We start from the raw sequence: 21,154 nt of genomic DNA, 5'->3' as shown, positions 1-21,154 counted from the left end.
GGTGCCACAATGCCTGGGTTCGCGTGAAGGAGGGGTGCCAATGCTTGCGGAGACGGCGGCGTTACGGCTGGGGACGACCGTGGCGAATGCGGCGGGGCGGTTGTGGCTGAGCGGCAAGCAACGGGAGCAGGAGCGTTTGCTGCCGATGGAGGAACTAGTCCGGGTACGGGTGCCCGGCGTACGCTTCCAGCGCGAGGTCAGGCAGCAGTTCGAGCAGATCACCAATGCGGTGTTCGACCGGCTGGAGCCGTTTCTGAAGCACGCTTTCCAACGGTTGGAGGAGGGCGGTCGCCAGGCCGTGATCGATGCCGTGTCCGATACCTTCACGCGGGCGGACCTTTCAGATGAAGCACTTCTCGCGGCGAACGCCCACCCGGCCGAGCTCATCCGCCACATCACCGGCTCCGTGAGCGCGCCGGTCGGCCTGAACGAGGCGGAAACCCGGTTGTATGAGGTGCTCTTCGCGGAGTGCGTCGAATACTACGTCCGTATCGTGCGTAGTCTGCCGGTCTTCGAGGAGCGGGCAGCAGGGGAGTTGCTGGCGCGGACGGCAACGTTGGGTAGCGAGGTGGCGCGAATCCTGGAACGCCTGCCGGACCGCTCACTGTTCGCGCCGGATGGCACGGACCACGACACGGCATTCCGTCGTACATACCTGGAACTGGTCAGCAGGGACCTGGACGAAGTGGAGCTGTTCCGGAGCACGTCTGACCGGGCGGCCGCACCCCGCGTACGGCTGTCCGTCGCGTACGTCAGCCCACGAACCACCGGGGTTGATGGGAAACGCCGAAGCATCACCCGCTCCTTGCCACCGATCAGGCCTGACATGAGCTATTGGGAAGAATCCGGAGTAGAGAGCTCTGGCAAGCGGGTCGAGGCCGCGTTGAGCGGTGCGTCCAGGGCGCTGCTGCGCGGCGAGGCCGGCTCGGGCAAAACGACCTTGCTGCGCTGGCTGGCCATCATGGCGGCGCGTGGGGCTTTCAAGGGTGAGCTGGCAGACTGGAACGGACTCACGCCCATCTTCATCAAACTGCGTGAGTACAGCGGCCGCACGCCGCCCAACCCGGAGGCGATGCTCGACGGAATCGCCGGGCCTATTACCGGGGTCATGCCCAGAGGGTGGGTGGAGCGCCAGCTCGACGGCGGCAAGGCACTACTCCTGATCGACGGCGTGGACGAGCTGCTTGACCGGGAACGCCGAGCGGTACGGGACTGGCTGCGCAAGCTGCTGGGGCAGTACGACGGCATACGGGTGGTCGTCACCTCACGCCCCGCTGCGGCCGGCGCGGACTGGCTGAGGCGTGAGGACTTCAAAGCCCTCCACCTCGACCGGATGACGCCACCGGACCTGGCGGCATTCGTACGGCAGTGGCACCAGGCCGTACGGGAACTGGGCGGCGAACTGCCCTGCTCGGTAGATGATCTTCCCCGGTATGAGCAGTCCCTGCTCACCAGCCTCAAAGACAAGGCTCATCTCCAATCGCTGGCTGGTACACCGTTGTTGGCGGCCATGCTGTGCGCGATGCACCTGAACAGGGGCCGCCAACTGCCGCGGGACCGTATGGAGCTGTATCGGAATGCCCTGCACACCCTGGTCCATGACCGGGACGCGGATCGGAATGTGCCGAGTGCGGCGGACAGCAATCTCAGCCTCGGCGACAAACTCATCATCCTGAGAGACCTCGCGTGGCGGCTGTCGGACAACAACCGCAGCGAGATTGGCCTGGAGAGGGCGGCCGGATACGTCGCATCAAAGCTGAGGGCGATGCGCCACCTGGACGTTCTGGATGGCGACGAGGTCCTGGAGCAGTTACGACACCGCTCCGGGATCCTCCGGTCCCCCGCCCAGGGCCGCATGGACTTCGTACACCGAACCTTCCAGGAATACCTCGCCGCTAAGGAGGCCACAGAGGAGGACCGCATCGGCAACCTGGTCGGCCGAGCACATCTGGATCTGTGGCGGGAGACGATCATCATGGTGGCGGGCCATGCCAACACCCGTCAACGGGAAGAACTGCTCGGCGGCATTCTCGACCGCGCCGAGGAGGAGCCCCGGCACGCGCGCACGCTACGGCTGCTGGCGGCAGCCTGTCAGGAGACGCTACCTTCCGTGTCCGACGAGCTCGCGGACCGCCTGGACCAGGCCATGACCAAGCTGCTTCCAGCAAGGCGGAAGACTGATCCGCCCGCGTTGGCAGCGGTGGGGACCAGCCTGCTGCGGTGGTTGCCGCGGTCATTGGGGCAGCTGACCGAGAAGGCCGCGGCACAGACGGTACGGACCGTGGCACTGATCGGCGGTGAGGAGTGTCTGGAACTGCTAACGGCATACGTGGGCGACGAGCGCAATGACGTTGTCCGTGAACTCATCAGCGCGTGGGACTACTTCGACGCCGATACCTACGCCGACGATGTTCTGTCACGGCTACCGCTGGCGGAACGCCGGGTGGGTCTCACTCATTCCGGCCAGCTGCACACGGCAAGTCGGTTGCGTTCGCTGACAGACGTCCGAATAGATCACCCCGTACATGGACTCGGGCTTCTCGCCGAGTTTCCACCCCTGCAGTGGTTGTGGGTGAGCAAGCTCCGCCAAGGTGCCGACCTGTCCGTCCTGCGGGTCCATCCTGGTCTCAAGGAACTCCTGCTGTTCGGCAATGGGCCGGTGAGAGGGGCATCAGCTCTCACGGACCTCACGGAACTGGGCTGGCTGGCACTTCCTCTCCCTGAGGACCTGGACCTGAACACCTTGCATCTGATGCCCAAGCTGAAGTTCCTCAGCCTCTCCCAGATCGAGGCGAAGAACGACCTGAGCCCGCTGACCACCCTCCCCGGCCTGAGTGCATTGCACCTGGTCGGGATGGACAAGTGCTCGGGGCTAGGTTTTGAGGAGCTTGCGGGAATGACCGGTCTTGCGAGCCTGTACTTCTACAACCATGACTTGAACGACTGGCTCACGACACTCAAGAGTGCCCCACCCTCGTTGACGCAACTGCATCTGCACAATTGCGTCGTGCCCCACGATCGTCACGCCTTGACGCGGTTCGAAAGCCTTAGGCATGTCTCTCTCTCCGACTGCCACACTCCCGACGGTAAGCGCGTCACCACCCTCGGCATTCCAGGGGTGGCCACGTGCATCAGCTGACAGCGTGGCAGCCTCGGCCCCGAAAGGGACGGGCCGTACACAGCGAATGCCTCACCCGGTGAAGCCAAAGTAGGCCGTGCACAAGAGAGTGTCTGTTCAGCCGCCTGGGAGTGGGGCTGCCAGAGGGGCGCTGGGAGCAGATCTTCTCGCGGTGCCTGAGTGGTGCCTCGTGCGTGAACGGTGCGTGAGCGGATTGCGGAACATAAGGCGCCAAGAGCCGGACCCAGCGTCAGGCCGGGTGGCGCTGACCTGCAAGGACAGCACCACCCGGCATGGCCCACCACATCCGATCAGGTATTCAACTCCACTTGTAAAGCGAAGGTCGTCGGTTCGAATCCGACAGGGGGCTCTTGTTCTGAACAGCGCAGAAGCCCCAGGCCGGTCGTGGCCTGGGGCTTCTGGCGTTTGTGGGGCGCAGGTGTGGTGGCGTTGTGTGGGTGGGTCTGGCGGCTGGGAGAGGTGGGTTTTCGGGGGGTTCGGGGGAGGGGGCGGCGTAGATTCGCGGCATGGTGACTTCGATGGGGCGGGATGAGTACGAGCGGCGGATGGTGCGGGCGGGGCGGGCCGCCGCGGAGGCCGGGCTGGCCGGGCTGATCGTCACGCCGGGGCCGGATCTGGTGTGGCTGTGCGGGTACCGGCCGACGGCCGTCACCGAGCGGCTGACGGCCCTGGTGATCGAGCCGGGGCGGGCGCCGCGGCTGCTGGTGCCCGTACTGGAGCGGCCGGACGCGGAGCGGGCGGCGGGGGCCGGTGCGTTGACGGTCGCGGGGTGGACCGATGGGGCGGACCCGTACGTCGAGCTGGGCAAGTGGCTTGCGCCGCAGGGGCGTTACGGGGTGTCGGACGGGATGTGGGCGCTGCACCTGCTCGGCTTGCAGCGGTCGGTGCCGGGGGGTGGGTACGCGGCTTTGACCGAGGTGCTGCCGATGCTGCGGGCGGTCAAGGACGCGTACGAGGTGGAGCGGCTGGCGGCGGCGGGGGCGGCGGCGGACGCCGCGTACCAGGACGTGCTGGGGGTGCGGTTCGCCGGGCGGCGGGAGTGCGACGTGGCCGGGGACCTGGCGCGGTTGCTGACCGAACACGGGCACAGTCAGGTGGACTTCACGGTCGTCGGTTCCGGGCCCAACGGGGCCAACCCGCACCACGAGGCGGGTGAGCGGGTCATCCAGGACGGCGACATGGTGGTGCTGGACTTCGGCGGGTTGAAGGACGGGTACGGCTCGGACATCTCGCGGACCGTGCACGTGGGGGAGCCGGGCGCGGAGGAGCGGACGGTGCACGAGGTCGTGCGCGAGGCCCAGCAGGCGGCGTTCGAGGCGGTGCGGCCCGGGATCGCGTGCCAGGACGTGGACCGGGTGGCCCGACGGGTGATCAAGTCGGCGGGCTACGGCGAGTACTTCATCCACCGGACGGGGCACGGCATCGGGGTCACCACGCACGAGCCGCCCTACCTGGTCGAGGGCGAGCACCTGCCGCTGGTGCCGGGGATGTGCTTCTCGATCGAGCCGGGGATCTACCTGCCGGGGCGGTTCGGAGTGCGGATCGAGGACATCGTGGTCTGCACGGAGAGCGGCGGGCGGCGGTTGAACGTGACCGCGCGGGAGCTGGCGGTGGTGGCGTAGCGGGAGTGGGAGCTGGGGGAGGGCCGGCGCGGGAGTGACTTTGGTCCCCGGGCGGGGGGCCGTCGGTCCGGTGGGGGGTGGTGCGGGGCTCCTCCTTTTTGCCGGGGTGAGGGTGGCCGTTGGGCCGACGCGGGCGGGTGGTCCGGTGCGTAGCGTGAGGGTGTCGGGTCGGACGGCCGCCGTGGACGGCGCGGGGCGTCGCGGGTCCGGCTCGGTGGACGCGGACCGGCGTGGCCCGGCGCCACCGGTCGTGGTAGGGCGGTGCCGCCGGCCGCGACGGACCGGAACGGGAGTGATGGAGTGAGGGAGGGAGTGAGTCGGATGGTGTGGTCGCGCATGTTTCCGCCGAGCGTCGGAGGGTCGGGGGGCCGTGGTCCGGTCGTCGTCCGGCTCCGGGGGGCGGCGGGGGCCGCCGCGCGGTGCGGGGTGGTGAGTTCGCTGGCCGTGAGTGCCGCCGCCGTGCTGGGCGCGGTGACCGTCGCGGTGGTGGGCGGGGTGCCCGCCCACGCGGAGGGGCGGGTGACGGTGGTGGCGGGTGCCGGCGGCGGCGTGGCCGCGGAGCGGGCGAAGGACGGCGACCCGGTGGTCGTGGTCGGCGGGGCGGGCGCTGCCCTGGCGCTGGTGGGCGGGGCGTTGGTGTCCGGGCGGCGGCGGCCGGACCGGGGGTGACGCCGGCGCGCCCGGGCCGCCGCGGGCGGGGCGCCTGACCGGCCGGGCGGCCGGTCGGCGCGGCCGGGCTACGGCACCAGGACGACCTTGCCCATCGTGCCGCGGGTTTCCAGGGCGCGGTGGGCGGCCGCCGCCTCGGCGAGGGGGAAGCGCTGCACGGTGGGGACGAGGCGGCCGGCGGCGGCCTCGGCCAGGGCGGCGGTCTCCAGGGTGCGGAGCGGATCGAGGCCGCCGACCCGGGCCAGCATCGTCGGGCCGAGGACGGATTCCGAGGTGATGCCGCGCGCCGCGCGTTCGGCGTCCGTGAACTCCAGCGGACCGCCGGTGAGGGGGCCGCCGGAGGACCAGCCGAAGACCAGGTGGCGGCCGCCGCGGGCGAGGAGGTCCACCGCCGCGCGGCCCGGGGCGCCGCCGACCGAGTCGAAGACGACGGTGGCCCCGGCCGCGCCGCGTTCGGTGAGGAACTCCCGGACGTGGTGCGGCCATTCGGCGACGGTGTAGTCGACGGCCAGGTCGGCGCCCAGTGCGCGGACGTGGGCCACCTTGGTCGGGCCGCCGGCCAGGCCGATGACCGTGGCGCCGACGTTGCGGGCGTACTGGACGAGCAGCGAGCCGATGCCGCCGGCGGCCGCCGGGACGATCGCGAGGTCGTCGGCGGTGAGGCCGGCGCAGAGCAGGATGCCCATGGTGGTGCGGCCGGTGCCGATCATGGCGACGGCCTGGGCCGGGTCCAGGCCGTCCGGGATGGCGTGCAGCCGGTCGGCGGCGGTGACGGCCCGTTCGGCGTAGCCGCCCGGGACCATGCCGAGGTGGGCGACGACCGGCCGGCCGAGCCAGCTGGGGTCGGTGCCCGCGCCGACGGCGTCCACGGTGCCGGCCACCTCCCGCCCCGGCACGGTGGGGAGCGTGGGAAGCGGGGCGGGGCCGCCCTCCTGGCCCGCGCGCAGGGCGGTGTCCAAGAGGTGGACGCCGGCGGCGGCCACGGCGATGCGGACCTCGCCGGGGCCCGGCGAGGGGTCGTCGACGGTCTCGTGGACGAGGTTTTCCGCGGGGCCGAAGGTGTGCAGCCGTATTGCGCGCATGGCGGGGTCGTCTCCTTGTGGGGTGGGTGGTGGGTGGCGAGTGGGTGGGCGGGCGGCAGCGGTCGTGAGTGAGGGCGAGCGCTGCCGTCGGGCGGGTGGTCAACTGCCGTCACTCTCGTACCTCAAGTTGGGTTGAGGTCAAGGGTGGGGTGGCCGGGGCGCGGTGACGGTGTCGCCGGTGTGGTGGGCGTGCAGCCGCGGCAGGCCGAGCGGGGGCGGGCGGTGGCGTCCGCGGGGCGGCGGGTGCTCGTCTGCGGGACGGACGAGGGCGTCCGGGATGTGGCATGCGGCCGCGGGGCGAGGGTTCACGCAGGTCGGCGCGGATTGTCAGTGGTGTGGTCCAGCATGGGAGGTGGGTGTGGAGCGGTCTGCCGGATGCGGGCCGCGCCGGCCCGCGGCAGAGCGAGGCACCGGCCCTGGGGCCGGACGGACGGAGGCGGTGGCGCGTGGCAGGGCGCGGCGAGGAGAGGGTGCGGGCGGTACGGCGGCCGGAGGTCCGGTTGCCGGAGCTGCGGGCGTACGACGGCGGCGCGTGGGAGCCCGAAGGGGACTACGACGGGCTGGAGTTCACCGACGTGGACTGCGCGGGGCAGTCGGCGCGCGGCGCCCGGTTCATGGACTGCGCGGTGCGCCGGTGCGCGCTGGACGAGACGGTGCTGAGCCGGGCGCGGATCATCGACAGCGTGTGGAGCGGCGTGCGCGGGGTGGGCACCGACCTGTCCCAGGCGTCGTTGCGCGACGTGGAGGTGGTGGACGGCCGGCTCGGCGGGCTCCAGCTCCACGGGGCGGTGCTGGAGCGGGTGGTGGTGCGCGGCGGGAAGATCGACTTTGCCAATCTGCGCCGGGCCAAGCTGCGGGACGTCGCCTTCGAGGGGTGCGTGCTGGTGGAGGCGGACTTCGGGGGTGCGGTGCTGGAGCGGGTCTCGTTCGACGACTGCACCCTGACCCGGGTGGACTTCTCCGCGGCGCGGATGACCGACGTCGACCTGCGCGGGGTGGCCCGGCTGGACATCGCGCGGGGGATCGACTGCCTCGGCGGCGCGGTGATCAGCACGGCCCAACTGATGGACCTGGCACCGGCGTTCGCGGCCCAGTTGGGTGTGCGGGTGGAGTGAGCCGGGCGGGGGTCAGGCGCGGGGGAAGCGGGCCTGGAGCGCCCAGACGGCCGGGTTGTCGGCGAGCCCCTCGTGCATGTCGGCGAGGTCGGCGATCAGGTCGTGCAGGAAGTCGCGGGCCTCACGGCGCAGCGCGGCGTGGTTGAAGGTGAGGGGGGCTTCCTCAACGGGCATCCAGTCGGCGACGATGTCGACCCAGCCGAAGCGCCGCTCGAAGAGCATCCGGTCGGTGGATTCGGTGAAGTCCAGCTCGGCGTGGACGGGGCGGGCCGAGCGGCTCCCGCGGGGGTCGGTGTCGAGCTGCTCGATGATGTCGCACAGCGCCCAGGCGAAGTCGAGCACCGGCACCCAGCCCCAGGCGGTGGACAGCTCGCGGTCGGAGTCGGTGTCCGCGAGGTAGACGTCGCCGCAGAAGAGGTCGTGGCGCAGCGCGTGCACGTCCGCGGTCCGGTAGTCGGTCTGCGGAGGATCCGGGAAGCGACGGGAGAGGGAGTAGCCGAGGTCGATCACCTCTTGATGGTGTCACGCGCCCCGATCCGCCGGCGCGGCGGATGGGCCCGACGGCCGGCCGTACGCGGCGGCCGGTCAGGGCGCGGTCACGCGCAACGGCACGGCGCTCACGCACGGCGCTCACGCACGACGGCACAGCGGTCATACGCAACGGCGGACAGCCAGAGGGTGGGTAGTGATCGTGTCTGGTTCCTTGGTGAGACGTTCGAAGGTCGCGCTGGTGACGGCGGCCCTGCTGGGAGCGTTGTCGGTGCTGCCGGCAGGGCCGGCGGCGACGGGCCCGGTGGGCGTGGCCGGCACGGCCCACGCGGCGGACGCGGCGCACGGGGCGGACGGCGCGCCGCGCACGGCCGCCGCACCGGACGGCGGGTCGTGGCGCGGCGGGTGGGCCGCCGCGCCGCAGCGGCCGACCGAGGTGTTCGGGAAGAACTGGTCCGGCGGCGGGTTCGCGCGGCAGACCGTCCGGCAGGTCGTCCGGCTCAGCACGGGCGGCGAGCAGGTCCGGATCACGCTGTCGAACCGCTACGGCACGGCGCCGCTGAAGGTCGCCGGGGCGACCGTCGCACGGACCGACCGGGGCGCCGCGGTGCGGTCCGGCTCGGTGCGCCAACTCACCTTCGGACACCGGGCGTCGGCGACCGTCGGGGCCGGTGGCGAGCTGTTCAGCGACGCGGCGGGGCTCCCGGTGCGTCCCCTGGAGTCGGTCACCGTGACGCTGTACTTCGCCGCGCCGACCGGCCCCACCACCTTCCACGCGAAGGCGACCGCCACCAGCTACCGCGCGACCGGTGACCACCGGGCCGACGTCGCCGCGACGGCGTTCACCGCGACCACGACGTCCTGGTACTACCTCTCGGGCGTCGAGGTGGCCGGCGGTGCGGGTGCCCGGCGGGACGCCGTCGTCACCTTCGGGGACTCCATAACCGACGGCTACGGCTCCACGGTCGACGCCGACCACCGCTATCCGGACGTCCTGGCCGAGCGGTGCGTCGCCGCGGGGCGGCCGCGCAGCGTCCTCAACGCGGGCATCAGCGGCAACCAACTGACCCGGACCACCGCCGACTTCGGCGAGAAGGCGGTGGCCCGCTTCCCGAAGGACGCGTTGAACGCACCGCACGTGGGCACCGTGATCCTGCTGGAGGGCATCAACGACATCGGGATGAACGGGCCGGCGGCCCGTGCCGGCGCACCGACCCCCGAGGTGTCGGTGCGGCAACTCATCTCTGCCCAGCGGGAGTTGATCCGGCAGGCGCACCGCAGGGGCGTCAAGGTGATCGGGGCGACGCTGACGCCGTTCAAGGGGGCGGCCTACTACACCGAACGCGGCGAGGCCACACGGGTGGCGCTCAACCGCTGGCTGCGCACCTCCGGCGCGTTCGACGGGGTGGTCGACCTGGACCGGGTGGTGGCCGACCCCGCGGACCGGACGCGGTTGGCCGCGGCGTACGACAGCGGGGACCATCTGCACCCGAGCGACGCCGGTTACCGCGCGATGGCCGGGGCCCTCGACCTCGACGCGCTCTGAGCCGCGGCGGACGGGCGGCGCCCCCGCGGGCCCGCCCCGTCCGTCCCGCGCCGGCTACGGCAGGGTCAGGACGCGCGGCCCCTCGTCCGTCACCGCGACGGTGTGCTCGAAGTGGGCCGCGCGGCTGCCGTCGCTGGTGCGCAGGGTCCAGCCGTCGGGGTCGGTGGCGTAGTGGTTGCTGCCGCCGGCCAGGAACATCGGCTCGATGGCGATGACCAGGCCGGGGCGGAGCACGAGGCCGCGGCCCGGCCGCCCGTCGTTGGGCACCGGCGGGTCCTCGTGCATCGCCCGGCCGATGCCGTGGCCGCCGAAGTCCTCGGGGATGCCGTAGCCGGCCGCGCGGCCGATGCTGCCGATGGCGTGCGCGATGTCGCCGATGCGGGCGCCGGCCACGGCGGCCGCGATGCCCGCTTCCAGGGCCCGCCGGGTGGTGTCCATCAGGTCGCGGTCCGCGGGGCGTGCGGTGCCGACGGTGAAGCTGGTGGCCGCGTCGCCGGCCCAGCCGTCGACGACCGCGCCGCAGTCGATGCTCACCAGGTCGCCGTCGCGCAGCCGGTAGCCGTTCGGGATGCCGTGCACGATCGCGTCGTTGACGGACGTGCAGAGCACCGCGGGGAAGGGGGTGGGGGCGAAGGAGGGGCGGTAGCCGAGGAAGGGGGAGGTGGCGCCGGCCTCGCGCAACACGGCGTGGGCCGCCTCGTCCAGGTCGGTCAGGCGCACGCCGGGGGCGGCCGCGCTCCGGGCGGCGGCCAGCGCGTCCGCGACCACCCGGCCGGCGACCCGCATCCCGTCCAGGGCCGTGTCCGTCTTGAGCTCCACCATTGAGGTCCCTCCGATCCGCCGCCGGCCGGCGCGGTGCGCGGGGTGCGGGCGGCACGTCGTCACCGGCGCGCGGGCGGTGCTCCACCAACCCGGCCGGTATTTGTTTACCGGTATTTATTTACCGGTATTAGTATCACGGGCATGGTGCGAACTCCACTGACCCCCTGGGAACGCGAGCGCGGTGAGCGGCTGGGCGCGCTGCTGCGCGCGGCGCGCGGCGAGCGGAGCATGGTCGAGGTCGCCGCGGCGGCCGGACTGTCCGCGGAGACGCTGCGGAAGATCGAGACCGGTCGGGCGCCGACCCCGGCGTTCTTCACGGTCGCCGCGCTGGTCGGAACGCTCGGACTGTCGCTGGACGAGGTGGCCGCGCTGGCCGCGCCGCCCGCGGCGCAGCCCGCCGCCGGCGCGTCCGGCGGCGCGGCGGCGTAGCGCGGACGCGCCGAGGGCCGGCCCCCTCCTCGGGAGCCGGCCCTCGCTGCCGGTGTGCGTCCGGCGGTGTCGCGCCGCGGGCGGTGCCGTGACTCAGACGCTGACGCCGAAGTCCTGGGCGATGCCGCGCAGGCCGGAGGCGTAACCCTGGCCCACCGCGCGGAACTTCCACTCCGCGCCGTTGCGGTACAGCTCGCCGAAGACCATGGCGGTCTCGGTGGCGGCGTCCTCGCTCAGGTCGTAGCGCGCGATCTCGGCGCCGCCGGCCTGGTTGATGATGCGGATGAAGGCGTTCCGCACCTGGCCGAAGTTCTGGCTGCGGTTCTCGGCGTCGTAGATCGAGACCGGGAAGACGATCTTGTCGATCTCGGCCGGCAGCCCGCTGAGGTTGACGTTGATCGACTCGTCGTCGCCCTCGCCCTGACCGGTGGTGTTGTCGCCGGTGTGGACGATGGTCTGGTCCGGCGTCGACTTGTTGTTGAAGAAGATGAAGTGCTGGTCGGAGTGGACCTTGCCGGTCGCGTTGACCGCGATGGCGCTGGCGTCGAGGTCGAAGTCGGTGCCGGTGGTGGTGCGGACGTCCCAGCCGAGGCCGACCGTGACGGCGGTCAGGCCCGGGGCCTCCTTGGTGAGCGAGACGTTGCCGCCCTTGGACAGGCTTACAGCCATGGGAAGTCCCTTTCCTCGTCGAGTCGCGCCGACCTGAGGTCGGTGGTGCCGCCGGTGTGGCCGCGGTGTGGGTCGGTGATACCACGGCGGTCCCGCCCGGGAGCGGAGCCGCCGTCATCCACCTCAACGTGGCCGGGCCGCCGGGTGGTTCCAACCCGCTTTACTTTCTTTGCCGAATCCTGATGCCCGTCCGGGCGCGGTCGCGAAGGCGACGGGCCGTTCCGGGCGGGGAAACGGAGGTGACGGGCGGCCGTGGGCGCGGGATCATGGGGGGCATGTCCGGACCCCACGTCATCCGCGGTGCGGTCGTCCTCCCGGAGGCCGAGCTGGTCTGGCGGTTCTCGCGCTCCTCCGGCCCGGGCGGCCAGCACGTCAACACCAGCGACAGCCAGGTCGAGTTGCGCTTCGACCTGGCGCGGACGAAGGCGCTGCCCCCGGTGTGGCAGGAGCGCGCCCTGGAGCGGCTGGCCGGCCGGCTGGTCGACGGCGTCGTCACCGTCCGGGCCTCCGAGCACCGTTCCCAGTGGCGCAACCGCGAGGCCGCGACCGTCCGGCTCGCGGCGCTGCTCGCCGAGGCCACCGCACCGCCGCCCAAGCCGCGCAAGAAGTCCCGCATCCCGCGCGGCATCAACGAGCGGCGGCTGCGCGAGAAGAAGCAGCGCGGCGAGACCAAGCGGGGCCGCACCGGGCGCGATTGGGGCTGACCCCCTGCCCCGGCCCGGCCGTGCGCCCGGCCCCGGCTCACCCCAGCTGCCGGTACTTCCCCCGGAAGTACGTCAGCGGCCCGTCCTGCTCGTCCGAGGTGGTCGAGGCCAGCACGCGGCCGATCACGAGGGTGTGGTCGCCGGCCACCACCCGCTGCTCGGTCCGGCACTCCAGCGCCGCCAGCGCGCCCCCGACGAGCGGCGCACCGGATGCTTCGCCCCGTACGGAGGGGATGTCCTGGAAGAGCAGTCGGTCGCTGATCCGGCCCTTCATCGCGAATCGTGCCGCTACGTGCCGTTGGTCGCCCGACAGCACCGAAACCGCCCACAGCGGCTGTTGCGCGAGCAGGTCGTCCATCCGGGAGTCGTTGCGAACGCTCACCATCACCAAGGGTGGGTCGAGGGACACGGAGAGGAACGCCGTGGCGGTCATGCCGACGTCCTCACCGCGCGGTCCGGCGTCCTCGTCGTGGGCGGTGACCAGCACCACCCCGGCGGCGAGACGGGACAGCGCGGCACGGAACTCGTCGTCACTCACCCCAACAGCATGCGCGATCGGCCCGTCACCCGGCACGGAGGCGAGGGTGACGGCGGGCGTGGCGGAGGCGGTGGGGTCGGCGGCCGGGGCGGTGGCAGGAGTCTTCGTGAACACGCCACGAACGCTAACGTCGTCCGGTCCCGGCACGCATCGGGCCCCGGGACCACCCGCGTCCTAGGTCCCGCGGCGGAGGCCGTGACCGGTACACGGTGCGGCAATGGTCCGTACCTGTCGCCGTAAATGGCTGGAATTTGCGTTCAGGAAGTTTTCAGGCACCGTCCTGCCGGCGTTCGGCCGTGCGGACGAGTGCCTGGTCGGCGGTCCGTAACCGCCCGTCACTGATTGTGACTTGAGTCACATGGGCCGCTAATTGTTGACCCTGTGTACCGAGTGAACAGCTCACTGTGATTCAGTGAGCGTGGAATCGGACGACAAAGAAATCGGTGGAGTTGCTGTCGAGGTCTCAGGGAGAGCGAGCGATGGAGACCGAGTCGGAGCCCTATGTCCGTCTTGCGACCCTGCGGCAGCTGCACCGAGTGGTCGCCGAACTGAACACCGCGCGCAGCCTCGCGGACACCTTGCAGTCCGTCGCCGACGGCGCGATCGTCGGGCTCGGCTACGAGCTCGCCGCGGTCAACCTCGTGCGGCAGGACGGCGACCTCGTGGTCGCCGCGGTGGCCGGCAGCGCGGGCGCGGAGGCGCTGATGGCCGGACGGGTGGGCTCGCGCGCCTCGTGGGAGCGCCGGCTGGCCATGGGCGAACGCTGGGGCGAGCTGTGCTTCATCCCGTACACCGAGGGCTGGGTGCTGGACGACGACGACGTGCCGCAGTGGCACACCGCCGGGCCCGCACCGCGCTTCCCCGACGAGTGGCACCCGATGGACCGCCTCTTCGCGCCCATGTACACCGCGGCCGGCGGCAAGGGCGAACTCCTCGGCGTGCTCTCCGTGGACCGACCGCGCAACGGCCGGCGCCCCGGCCCCTGGGGCCAGGAGGCGCTCCAGATGTACGCGTTCCAGTCCGCCATCGCCATCAGCAACGCCCGGCTGCGGGCCAACATGCAGCGGGCGCTGGTCCGCCTGGAGCGCGAGCAGCAGGCGCTGCGGGCGAGCGAGGAGAGCTTCCGGCAGGCGTTCGAGTACGCGCCGAGCGGGATGGCCGTCGCCGAGATGGGCGGTGACCAGCACGGCCGGCTGCTGCGCACCAACGACGCGCTGTGCCGGCTGCTGGGCCGCCCGGCCTCCGGGATGCGCCGGCTGTCGTTCTCCGACATCTGCCACCCCGAGGACATCGGCACGCTGCTGCGGACCTCCGCGGAGGGCGGCCGGGCCGAACTGCGGCTGCTGCGCCGGGACGGCACCTACGTGTGGGTCTCGCTGCGCAACTCGGTGGTGGCCGACACCGCCGACGGCCCGCGCTTCCTGCTCACCCACGTCGAGGACATCGAGGAGCGCAAGCGGCACGAGCTCCAGCTCGCCCACCGGGCCAGCCACGACTCGCTGACCGGCCTGCCCAACAGTGCCGAGCTGCGGGCCCGGCTCTCCGCCCGGCTCTGCTCCCGCCCGCCGAGCGCGCTCGCCGACGCCTACGCCTCCTCGGGCGCCGGCGCCGATCCGCGCGCCCCGCACGGCTTCGGGGCGGACGGCGCGGAGCCGTTCGACGGACTCGCCGGCTTCGAGGGCGAGAAGCCCCGGCCGGCGCCCGGCGGCGGCCTGCCCTTCGACCACCACGTTCACCTCTCGGCGCCCGCCGAGGGGGCCGAGGACGACGGCGCCAAGGGGCTCGCGGTGCTCTTCTGCGACCTGGACGGCTTCAAGTCGATCAACGACCGCTTCGGGCACAACACCGGCGACGCGGTGCTGATCGAGGTCGCCCGCCGGCTGACCAGCGGCGTGCGGGACGGCGACACCGTCGCCCGGCTCGGCGGCGACGAGTTCGTGGTGCTCGCCGACGGGCTGGGCACCGCCGACGCCCAGGACCTCGCGGTCCGGCTGCGGAACGCGATCATCCCGCCCATCCGGGTCGAGGGCCGGGCCGTCCGGGTCGGCGCCAGTTTCGGCATCGGCTGGGCGAGCTGCGGAATGACCGCCGAAGAGGTGCTGGAATCGGCCGACCAGCGGATGTACGTCGAGAAGCGCCGCTCGAAGGGCAACCGGCGCGCGGCCGGCTGAGCCGTCCGCGGCGGCGCCGGACCCCGGTCCGGTGCCGCGCATCTCACATCGGCGGTGTCCTGCCTGGGCACCGCCCGTTCATCGATCCGTAGTGATCTTGTGAACCTCGGGGACCGGCGTGGCCGGGCCCCTTCGGGGTAGGCTGCGCCGATGCGGCGCGGTGGCGTCGAGTGGCCCGGAAGAGGCAGTTCGCACGCAGCCCCGCGAACGCGTACGGACGCGCACTGGCGCGTAGAGACCGCTTGGGAGTGACACGGAATGACGGCCGGCAACAACGGCGCGGACACGCCGGAGAACGACGACCCCTTCGCCCACCTGTACCGCTCGGAGGGCGGCGAGGGCGGGTCGGGCACGTCGAGTGTCGGCGCCGCACGGCAGCCGGGCGTCCCGCGGACCTCGTACAACCAGGTGCGCACGGTCGGCCAGCGGCAGTACGGCAACCAGCCGGCCCAGCCGCCGTACGGTCGGCAGAACGCGCACTACGCCGCCCCCGAGACGCTGCCGGGCGGCAGCGCCGGCGGCACCCGCCCGGTCCCGCAGGCCCCGGAGCCCCGCAAGGGCCGCAACGGCCTGCTGATCGGCGCGGTCGCCGTGGTGGCGGTGGTCTGCATAGGCATCGGCGCGGCCATGCTGACCAACTCCGACAGCAGCAAGAACGACGCCGGCGCCGACCCCGGCCCCACGGCCGCGGACTCGGTCCAGCCCAGTGACCAGCCCTCCAGCAAGCCCCCCGCGGCCAAGCTCCCCAAGGACGACGCGGGCACGCTGCGCCTCGACGGCGGCGCCACCACCGCCAAGGACATCCCCGGCGCCCGCACCGCCAGCGGCTCGTACGTCACCAACCTGAACAACCAGGGCGCTTCCGCCACCTGGACGCTCGACGTCGACGCGGCCGGCAAGTACAAGCTCTGGGTCGGTTACGGCGTGCCCGGCAAGGACGCCAACCTCACGCTCAACATCAACGGCCAGGCACTGAGCCGGCCGATAAACCTCAAGAACTTCGCCGGCGCCCCCGAAGGCGCCTGGGACAAGGGCTGGACCAAGTCCTGGTCGTACATCCAGCTCAACAAGGGCACCAACACCATCAAGTTGTCGTGCGAGAACGGCAACCAGTGCGAGGTCAACCTCGACCAGGTCTGGCTCGCCCAGCCCTGACGGCGGGGCCGCGCCGGCCGCGCCCCGAGGGGCGATCAGGCCGCCGTAAGACGGTCCGTCACCACCACGTGGGGCAGTAGCTCTTCGTAGGTCGCGGCGTCGAACTCGCCGGCGGCGGTGGCCCGTACGGTCGCCGCGGAGAGCGCCACCGCCCGGCTCAGCCGGTCCGGCCAGGGCAGCTCCTCGACCAGTCCGGACAGCAGGCCGGCCACCGCCGAGTCACCGGCCCCGGTGGGGTTGCCGGCGTACCGGCGGGGCGGGGTGGCCTGCCAGGCGCCGTCGGCGGTCACCGCGAGCATCCCGTCCGCGCCGAGCGAGGCGGCCACCGCGTGGGCGCCGCGGCGCCGGGCGTCGCGGGCGGCGCGCAGCGGCTCGGTGCTGCCGGTGAGGGCGGCCAGTTCGTCGGCGTTGGGCTTGGCGAGGTCGGGGCGGGCGGCCAGGCCGCGGCGCAGCGGTTCGCCGCTGGTGTCCAGCAGGACCGGGACGCCGGCCGTGCGGGCGGCGCGGGTGAGCCGGGCGTAGACGTCCACCGGGACGCCAGGCGGCAGGCTGCCGCAGAGCGCCACCGCCCGTGCCTCGCCCAGCAGTTCGCGGTACGTGCCGAGGAAGGCGGCCCATTCGGCGGGGGAGACGGTCGGGCCGGGCTCGTTGAGCTGGGTGGTGTCGCCGGTGCCGGCGTCCACGACGGCGACGGTGCGGCGGGTGACGCCGCCGACCGGGACCAGGGCGTCGGTGACGAGCGTCTCCTGGGCGAGCAGCGCGCGCAGCGCCTCGCCGGTGCCGCCGCCCGCGAAGCCGGTGGCGACCGTGCGGTGGCCGAGCGCGGCCAGTACCCGGGCGACGTTCAGGCCCTTGCCGCCGGGGCGTTCGGTGACCTCGGTGACGCGGTGGGTGCTGTGCGGGCGGAGCCGGGGGACGCGGTAGGTGATGTCCAGGGCGGCGTTCAGCGTGACCGTGAGGATCATGGTCTCCCCTCCAGGAGGAGGCCGGCCGGACGGCCGTGGGTCAAGGCACCGCGTTCCGCGGTGGCATACGGACAAGTGCGCGAGCGATCATGCCATCGCGGACGCCCGTAGGCCCAGACCCGGGTCGGCCACCCCGCGGGGCCCGGCCGCCGGTGGGGCGGCCGGACCGGGGTGCCGACCGGTGGCGGCCGGAGATCCCCGCCGGGTGGTCAGACGCCCGGCGGGCGCAGCAGCCAGGCACCCTGTCGCAGGACGCCCACGACGTCGTACCCGGCGTCCAGGACGACCAGGTCGGCGTCCTTGCCGGGCTCCAGCGAGCCGGTGCGGTCGGCGATGCCCAGCAGTCGGGCCGGGTTCGCGGAGAGGGCCTGCACGGCCTGCTCGACGGTGAGGCCGTCGAGGGTGACGGCCCGCTTGAAGGCCCGGTCCAGGGTGAGGGTGGAGCCGGCGATGGAGCCGGCGGTGGGGCCGTCGCTGATCCGGGCGACACCGTCCTTGACCTCGACCCGCATGGGCCCGAGCGGGTACATCCCGTCGTTCATCCCGGCCGCGCCCATCGCGTCGGTGATGAACGCGACCCGTTCGGCGCCGGCCTCGCGGAACGCCATCTGGAGGACCGCCGGGTGCAGATGGGTGCCGTCGTTGATCAGCTCGACGGTGATCCGCTCGTCCTCCAGGAGCGCGGCGACCGGGCCGGGGGTGCGGTGGCCGAGCGCCGGCATCGCGTTGAAGAGGTGGGTGGCGACGGTGGCGCCGGCGTCGATGGCCTGCCGGGTGGCGTCGTAGGTGGAGTCGGTGTGACCGATCGCGGCGATCACCCCGGCGTCGGCGAGCAGCCGCACGGAGTCCAGGCCGCCGGGCAGTTCGGGCGCGACGGTCATCATCGCGGCGGTGCCGCGGGCGGCGTCGACGAGCCGGCGGACCTCGGCGGGGTCGGGGTCGCGCAGCAACTCGGGCTGGTGGGCGCCGCAGCGGTGCGGGGAGATGAACGGGCCCTCGAAGTGGATGCCGGCCAGGTCGCCCTGCTGCACCAACTCGGCCAGCACGCCGGCCTGCCGGGCCAGGTCGGCCAGGTCGCCGGTGACGGTGGAGGCCACCATCGAGGTGGTGCCGCGCCGGCGGTGGGTGTCGATGACCGTCAGGCACTCCTCGGGGTCGGCGGAGGAGAAGGAGCCACCGCCACCGCCGTGCACGTGCATGTCGATGAAACCGGGGACGATCAGATACCCGGTCAGGTCGACGACGCTCGCCGGGTCTTCGACGCGGTCCTGGGCGTCCGCGGTGTCCGGCGCCCGGCCGCGGTCCCTGTCCCGGCTGCGGACCGCGGCGATCCGGGTGCCCTCGATCGTGAGCCGGCCGTTGTCGGTGACGCCGGAGGGCCGGGCGATCCGGGCGCCGGCCAGGACGGTGCGCCCGGCGTCCGAGGGGCGTCCCGCGGACTGTTGCTGTGCCATCAGGCGGTTACCTCCGTGGAGAGAAGATCCCAGGCGAGCAGTCCTGCGCCCAGGCAGCCGGCGGCGTCCCCGAGGGCCGCCGGGACGATCGAGGGGAGCTGCTGGAAGGTAACGCGCCGGCGGACCGCCTCCCGCAGCGGTGCGAACAGCGTGTCGCCGGCCTCCGCCAGTCCGCCGCCGATGATCAGCATCCGCGGGTCGAGTAGGGTCAGCCCGGTGACCAGGCCATCGGCGAGCGCGTCCACGGCGCCCTGCCAGACCTCCCGGGCGCGCGGATCGCCGGACTCCACGGCCTTGGCGCAGTCGGCGGCGCCGGCCCGCGGATCGCCGCAGACCGCCGCCCAGTCGCGGCCCACCGCGGCGGCCGAGGCCAGCGCCTCCAGGCAACCGCGCTGTCCGCAGCCGCACTCCGGACCGTCCGGCCGCACGACGATGTGGCCGATTTCTCCGGCGCTGCCGTGGGCACCGGCCTCGATGCGGCCGGCAATGCCGATGGCGCCGGCGATGCCGGTGCCCAGCGGCACGAACAGGAACCGGTCGGCGTCCCGACCCGCGCCGATCCGCCCCTCGGCCAGCCCGCCGGTGCGGACGTCGTGGCCGAGCGCGACCGGTACCCCGTCGAGCCGTGCCGAGAGCAGGGTCCGCAGCGGGACGTCGCGCCAGCCGAGGTTGGCGGCGTAGACGGCGGTGCCGGTGTCCTCGTCGACGATGCCGGGGACGGCGACGCCGGCGGCCAGTGCGGTGCTGCCGAGCCGCTCGCGACCGATGTCGCGCAGTTCGGCGGCGAAGTCGAGGATCGTCTCGACGACCGCCTCGGGTCCGCGGTCGCGCCCGGTGGGGCGCCGCGCCTCGTACAGGAGGGTGCCGTCCGCCCCGGCGAGGGCGGCCTTCATTCCGGTGCCGCCCACATCAAGGGCGATGACGTGTTTCACGGGGGACAGTGTCGCGCGACGGGCCAATAAAGGTCTAGTCCACTCACCGTGCTGATCGCCACGCGCCGGCCGCGTGCCGGCGCCGCCGCCCGCGTACCGGGGCCGCGCGTACGCGCCGGTAGCCGACCCGGCCGGCCCCCTCGCAACGCCCCTGACCTGCACGAGAGGCAGGCCGATAGGGGAACCGCGGGGAAGGTGGTGTAGACCTTGTGGGGGACAGTGGGTGAGACTCGCTGTTCTGCGTCGATCGCGGGCGATCCCCACGACGACGGAGGGAACACCCGCAAGCACAGAATTTTCGGGACAAAGGGGCGGTAACAGCGGTGCGACGGCGGTACGTGAGCCTGGCAGCGGCGGGACTGGCCGCCACCATGACAGTGACTCTCACCGGCTGCGGCAGCGACTCCGGGGGCAACGACGTCGCCCTCACGCTGATCGCCGCCGACTACGGCGACAGCAAGGCCAACAGCTCCCAGCACTACTGGGACGACCTGGTCCGCGACTTCCAGGAGCAGAACCCGGGCATCAAGGTCGACGTCAAGGTCTACAACTGGACCGTCGTCGACAAGAAGGTCGAGGACCTGGTCAACGCCGGCAAGGCCCCCGACATGGCCCAGGTCGGCGCCTACGCCGACTACGCCGCCCGCGGCAAGCTCTACGGCGCCGACGACCTGCTCTCCATCCCCGTCCAGGCCGACTTCACGCCCTCCCTCGCGGAGGCCGGCGAATACCAGCGCAAGCAGTACGGCATGCCCTTCGGGGCCAGCACCCGCCGCCTCTTCTACAACAAGAAGCTGTTCGCCGCGGCCGGCATCACCTCCCCGCCGCAGAACTGGGCCGACATCGTCAGCGACGCCCAGGCCCTCAAGGCGCACGGCGTGAAGATCCCCTTCGCGCTGCCGCTCGGCCCGGAGGAGACCCAGGCCGAGACGCTGGAGTGGCTGCTCGCCGGCGGCGGCGACTACACCGACAACATCGGCAAGTACACCCTCAACGCGCCCGAGAACGTCAAGACCTTCGAGTGGCTCCAGAAGAACCTCGTCGGCAAGGACCTGACCGGCGTCGACCCCGCGAAGCTCAACCGCGAGGACGCCTTCGCCGCCTTCGCCGACGGCGACGTCGGCATGCTCAACGGCCACCCCACCCTGATGAAGCAGGCCGAGGCCAAGGGCGTCGACTACGGCACCGTCGAACTCCCCGGCGCCACCGGCAAGGCCAAGGCCACCATGGGCGTCGCCGACTGGATGATGGCGTTCAAGCAGAACGGCCACCGCACCGAGGTCGGCACGTTCCTGAACTTCGTCTACAGCCAGAAGAACGTCCTGAAGTTCTCCGCCGACTACAACCTGCTGCCGGTCACCAGCTCCGCCTCCCAGGCGATGCTCGCCGACGACAAGTTCAGCAAGCTGCACGGCTTCCTCACCCAACTGCCCAACGCCCACTTCTACCCGTCCGACAAGACGTCCTGGCCGCTGGTCTCCAAGACCATCAAGTCCCGGATGGGCGCCACCGTCGGCCCGCACGGCAACCCCTCCGCGACCCTCACCGACATCCAGAACCTCGCGGACACCGCCGACAACACCGCCGAATAGCGCCGCCCGCGGGCCCGGCGCACACCCCGGGCCCGCCCCGGCAACGCCCCCGGCGGTGGGC

General features: G+C 72.5%; 18 protein-coding genes. 10 read left to right on the top strand and 8 right to left on the bottom strand.

The annotated features are described in order from the left end of the window. The first annotated feature begins 40 nt into the window (after positions 1-40). The 3 genes from ACJ6WD_RS26130 (at position 41) to ACJ6WD_RS26120 (ending at position 5,430) form a co-directional block, all read left to right on the top strand. A complete protein-coding gene (locus ACJ6WD_RS26130) occupies positions 41-3,139 on the top strand; it encodes an NACHT domain-containing protein (RefSeq protein WP_407616612.1) in 3,099 nt (1,032 codons plus the stop codon). Positions 3,140-3,657: 518 nt separating this feature from the next. Then, positions 3,658-4,761 (top strand): aminopeptidase P family protein, encoded by a 1,104-nt coding sequence (locus ACJ6WD_RS26125; protein ID WP_233658679.1) that lies wholly within the window; start codon positions 3,658-3,660, stop codon positions 4,759-4,761. Positions 4,762-5,190: 429 nt separating this feature from the next. After that, positions 5,191-5,430: a hypothetical protein gene (locus tag ACJ6WD_RS26120; protein ID WP_267952808.1), complete on the top strand. Its 240-nt coding sequence runs from the start codon at positions 5,191-5,193 to the stop codon at positions 5,428-5,430. A 68-nt stretch (positions 5,431-5,498) separates the two neighbouring features. On the opposite strand, the gene ACJ6WD_RS26115 is transcribed toward ACJ6WD_RS26120, so the two are convergent. Next, positions 5,499-6,512, bottom strand: a complete 1,014-nt coding sequence (locus tag ACJ6WD_RS26115) for a zinc-binding dehydrogenase (RefSeq protein WP_407616611.1) — start codon at positions 6,510-6,512, stop codon at positions 5,499-5,501. Between the two features lie 470 nt (positions 6,513-6,982). On the opposite strand from ACJ6WD_RS26115, the gene ACJ6WD_RS26110 reads away from it, so the two are divergent. Further along, positions 6,983-7,627 (top strand): pentapeptide repeat-containing protein, encoded by a 645-nt coding sequence (locus ACJ6WD_RS26110; RefSeq protein ID WP_233658678.1) that lies wholly within the window; start codon positions 6,983-6,985, stop codon positions 7,625-7,627. Positions 7,628-7,639: 12 nt separating this feature from the next. Here the strand turns inward: ACJ6WD_RS26110 and ACJ6WD_RS26105 are convergent, their stop codons facing one another. Continuing rightward, on the bottom strand, positions 7,640-8,137 hold the full coding sequence (locus tag ACJ6WD_RS26105; RefSeq protein WP_233658620.1) for a hypothetical protein: 498 nt from the start codon (positions 8,135-8,137) through the stop codon (positions 7,640-7,642). A gap of 193 nt (positions 8,138-8,330) precedes the next feature. Here ACJ6WD_RS26105 and ACJ6WD_RS26100 point away from each other — a divergent pair, with 193 nt between their 5' ends. Then, a complete protein-coding gene (locus tag ACJ6WD_RS26100) occupies positions 8,331-9,662 on the top strand; it encodes an SGNH/GDSL hydrolase family protein (RefSeq protein ID WP_407616610.1) in 1,332 nt (443 codons plus the stop codon). Between the two features lie 54 nt (positions 9,663-9,716). On the opposite strand, the gene map is transcribed toward ACJ6WD_RS26100, so the two are convergent. Continuing rightward, a complete protein-coding gene (gene map / locus ACJ6WD_RS26095; RefSeq protein WP_233658618.1) occupies positions 9,717-10,484 on the bottom strand; it encodes a type I methionyl aminopeptidase in 768 nt (255 codons plus the stop codon). Between the two features lie 141 nt (positions 10,485-10,625). Between map and ACJ6WD_RS26090 the strand changes: the two genes are divergently transcribed. Continuing rightward, on the top strand, positions 10,626-10,913 hold the full coding sequence (locus tag ACJ6WD_RS26090) for a helix-turn-helix domain-containing protein (RefSeq protein ID WP_016572201.1): 288 nt from the start codon (positions 10,626-10,628) through the stop codon (positions 10,911-10,913). A gap of 93 nt (positions 10,914-11,006) precedes the next feature. On the opposite strand, the gene ACJ6WD_RS26085 is transcribed toward ACJ6WD_RS26090, so the two are convergent. Then, complete coding sequence (locus ACJ6WD_RS26085; protein ID WP_233658617.1) at positions 11,007-11,582, bottom strand: TerD family protein; 576 nt, start codon at positions 11,580-11,582, stop codon at positions 11,007-11,009. A gap of 275 nt (positions 11,583-11,857) precedes the next feature. Between ACJ6WD_RS26085 and arfB the strand changes: the two genes are divergently transcribed. Next, positions 11,858-12,286: an alternative ribosome rescue aminoacyl-tRNA hydrolase ArfB gene (gene arfB, locus ACJ6WD_RS26080; RefSeq protein WP_376441980.1), complete on the top strand. Its 429-nt coding sequence runs from the start codon at positions 11,858-11,860 to the stop codon at positions 12,284-12,286. A 37-nt stretch (positions 12,287-12,323) separates the two neighbouring features. Here the strand turns inward: arfB and ACJ6WD_RS26075 are convergent, their stop codons facing one another. After that, positions 12,324-12,938, bottom strand: coding sequence for a flavin reductase family protein (locus tag ACJ6WD_RS26075; protein WP_407616609.1), 615 nt, complete (start codon positions 12,936-12,938; stop codon positions 12,324-12,326). A gap of 365 nt (positions 12,939-13,303) precedes the next feature. On the opposite strand from ACJ6WD_RS26075, the gene cdgB reads away from it, so the two are divergent. Together cdgB and ACJ6WD_RS26065 are read left to right on the top strand one after the other, a co-directional pair. After that, on the top strand, positions 13,304-14,995 hold the full coding sequence (gene cdgB, locus ACJ6WD_RS26070) for a diguanylate cyclase CdgB (RefSeq protein ID WP_233658615.1): 1,692 nt from the start codon (positions 13,304-13,306) through the stop codon (positions 14,993-14,995). Between the two features lie 258 nt (positions 14,996-15,253). Continuing rightward, the gene (locus ACJ6WD_RS26065; RefSeq protein ID WP_016572196.1) at positions 15,254-16,150 is read left to right on the top strand and encodes a CBM35 domain-containing protein; all 897 of its coding nucleotides are present in this window, start codon (positions 15,254-15,256) and stop codon (positions 16,148-16,150) included. A 35-nt stretch (positions 16,151-16,185) separates the two neighbouring features. Here ACJ6WD_RS26065 and ACJ6WD_RS26060 read toward each other — a convergent pair whose 3' ends face one another. The 3 genes from ACJ6WD_RS26060 to ACJ6WD_RS26050 form a co-directional block, all read right to left on the bottom strand. Continuing rightward, positions 16,186-17,115, bottom strand: a complete 930-nt coding sequence (locus tag ACJ6WD_RS26060) for a 1-phosphofructokinase family hexose kinase (RefSeq protein WP_233658614.1) — start codon at positions 17,113-17,115, stop codon at positions 16,186-16,188. 209 nt (positions 17,116-17,324) lie between these two features. After that, a complete protein-coding gene (gene nagA, locus ACJ6WD_RS26055; protein WP_407616608.1) occupies positions 17,325-18,569 on the bottom strand; it encodes an N-acetylglucosamine-6-phosphate deacetylase in 1,245 nt (414 codons plus the stop codon). Next, on the bottom strand, positions 18,569-19,501 hold the full coding sequence (locus ACJ6WD_RS26050) for an ROK family protein (RefSeq protein WP_407616607.1): 933 nt from the start codon (positions 19,499-19,501) through the stop codon (positions 18,569-18,571). Before ACJ6WD_RS26050 ends, nagA begins: the two co-directional genes overlap by 1 nt. 371 nt (positions 19,502-19,872) lie before the next feature. Between ACJ6WD_RS26050 and ACJ6WD_RS26045 the strand changes: the two genes are divergently transcribed. After that, positions 19,873-21,093 (top strand): extracellular solute-binding protein, encoded by a 1,221-nt coding sequence (locus tag ACJ6WD_RS26045; protein ID WP_233658611.1) that lies wholly within the window; start codon positions 19,873-19,875, stop codon positions 21,091-21,093. The last annotated feature ends 61 nt before the right edge of the window (positions 21,094-21,154 follow it).

The organism is Streptomyces sp. VTCC 41912 (assembly GCF_045799175.1).
Classification (GTDB): domain Bacteria; phylum Actinomycetota; class Actinomycetes; order Streptomycetales; family Streptomycetaceae; genus Streptomyces; species Streptomyces albulus_C.
The sequence above is the reverse complement of the archived record's forward strand: the minus strand, read 5'-3'. Positions and strand labels throughout refer to the sequence as shown.

Excerpts from the sequence above, each read along its gene's own strand:
- ACJ6WD_RS26130 (WP_407616612.1), top strand. The coding sequence starts at position 41 with ATGCTTGCGGAGACGGCGGCGTTACGGCTGGGGACGACCGTGGCGAAT.
- ACJ6WD_RS26125 (WP_233658679.1), top strand. The coding sequence starts at position 3,658 with ATGGGGCGGGATGAGTACGAGCGGCGGATGGTGCGGGCGGGGCGGGCC.
- ACJ6WD_RS26115 (WP_407616611.1), bottom strand. The coding sequence starts at position 6,512 with ATGCGCGCAATACGGCTGCACACCTTCGGCCCCGCGGAAAACCTCGTC.
- map (WP_233658618.1), bottom strand. The coding sequence starts at position 10,484 with ATGGTGGAGCTCAAGACGGACACGGCCCTGGACGGGATGCGGGTCGCC.
- ACJ6WD_RS26090 (WP_016572201.1), top strand. The coding sequence starts at position 10,626 with ATGGTGCGAACTCCACTGACCCCCTGGGAACGCGAGCGCGGTGAGCGG.
- ACJ6WD_RS26085 (WP_233658617.1), bottom strand. The coding sequence starts at position 11,582 with ATGGCTGTAAGCCTGTCCAAGGGCGGCAACGTCTCGCTCACCAAGGAG.
- arfB (WP_376441980.1), top strand. The coding sequence starts at position 11,858 with ATGTCCGGACCCCACGTCATCCGCGGTGCGGTCGTCCTCCCGGAGGCC.
- cdgB (WP_233658615.1), top strand. The coding sequence starts at position 13,304 with ATGGAGACCGAGTCGGAGCCCTATGTCCGTCTTGCGACCCTGCGGCAG.
- ACJ6WD_RS26065 (WP_016572196.1), top strand. The coding sequence starts at position 15,254 with ATGACGGCCGGCAACAACGGCGCGGACACGCCGGAGAACGACGACCCC.
- ACJ6WD_RS26060 (WP_233658614.1), bottom strand. The coding sequence starts at position 17,115 with ATGATCCTCACGGTCACGCTGAACGCCGCCCTGGACATCACCTACCGC.
- nagA (WP_407616608.1), bottom strand. The coding sequence starts at position 18,569 with ATGGCACAGCAACAGTCCGCGGGACGCCCCTCGGACGCCGGGCGCACC.
- ACJ6WD_RS26045 (WP_233658611.1), top strand. The coding sequence starts at position 19,873 with ATGACAGTGACTCTCACCGGCTGCGGCAGCGACTCCGGGGGCAACGAC.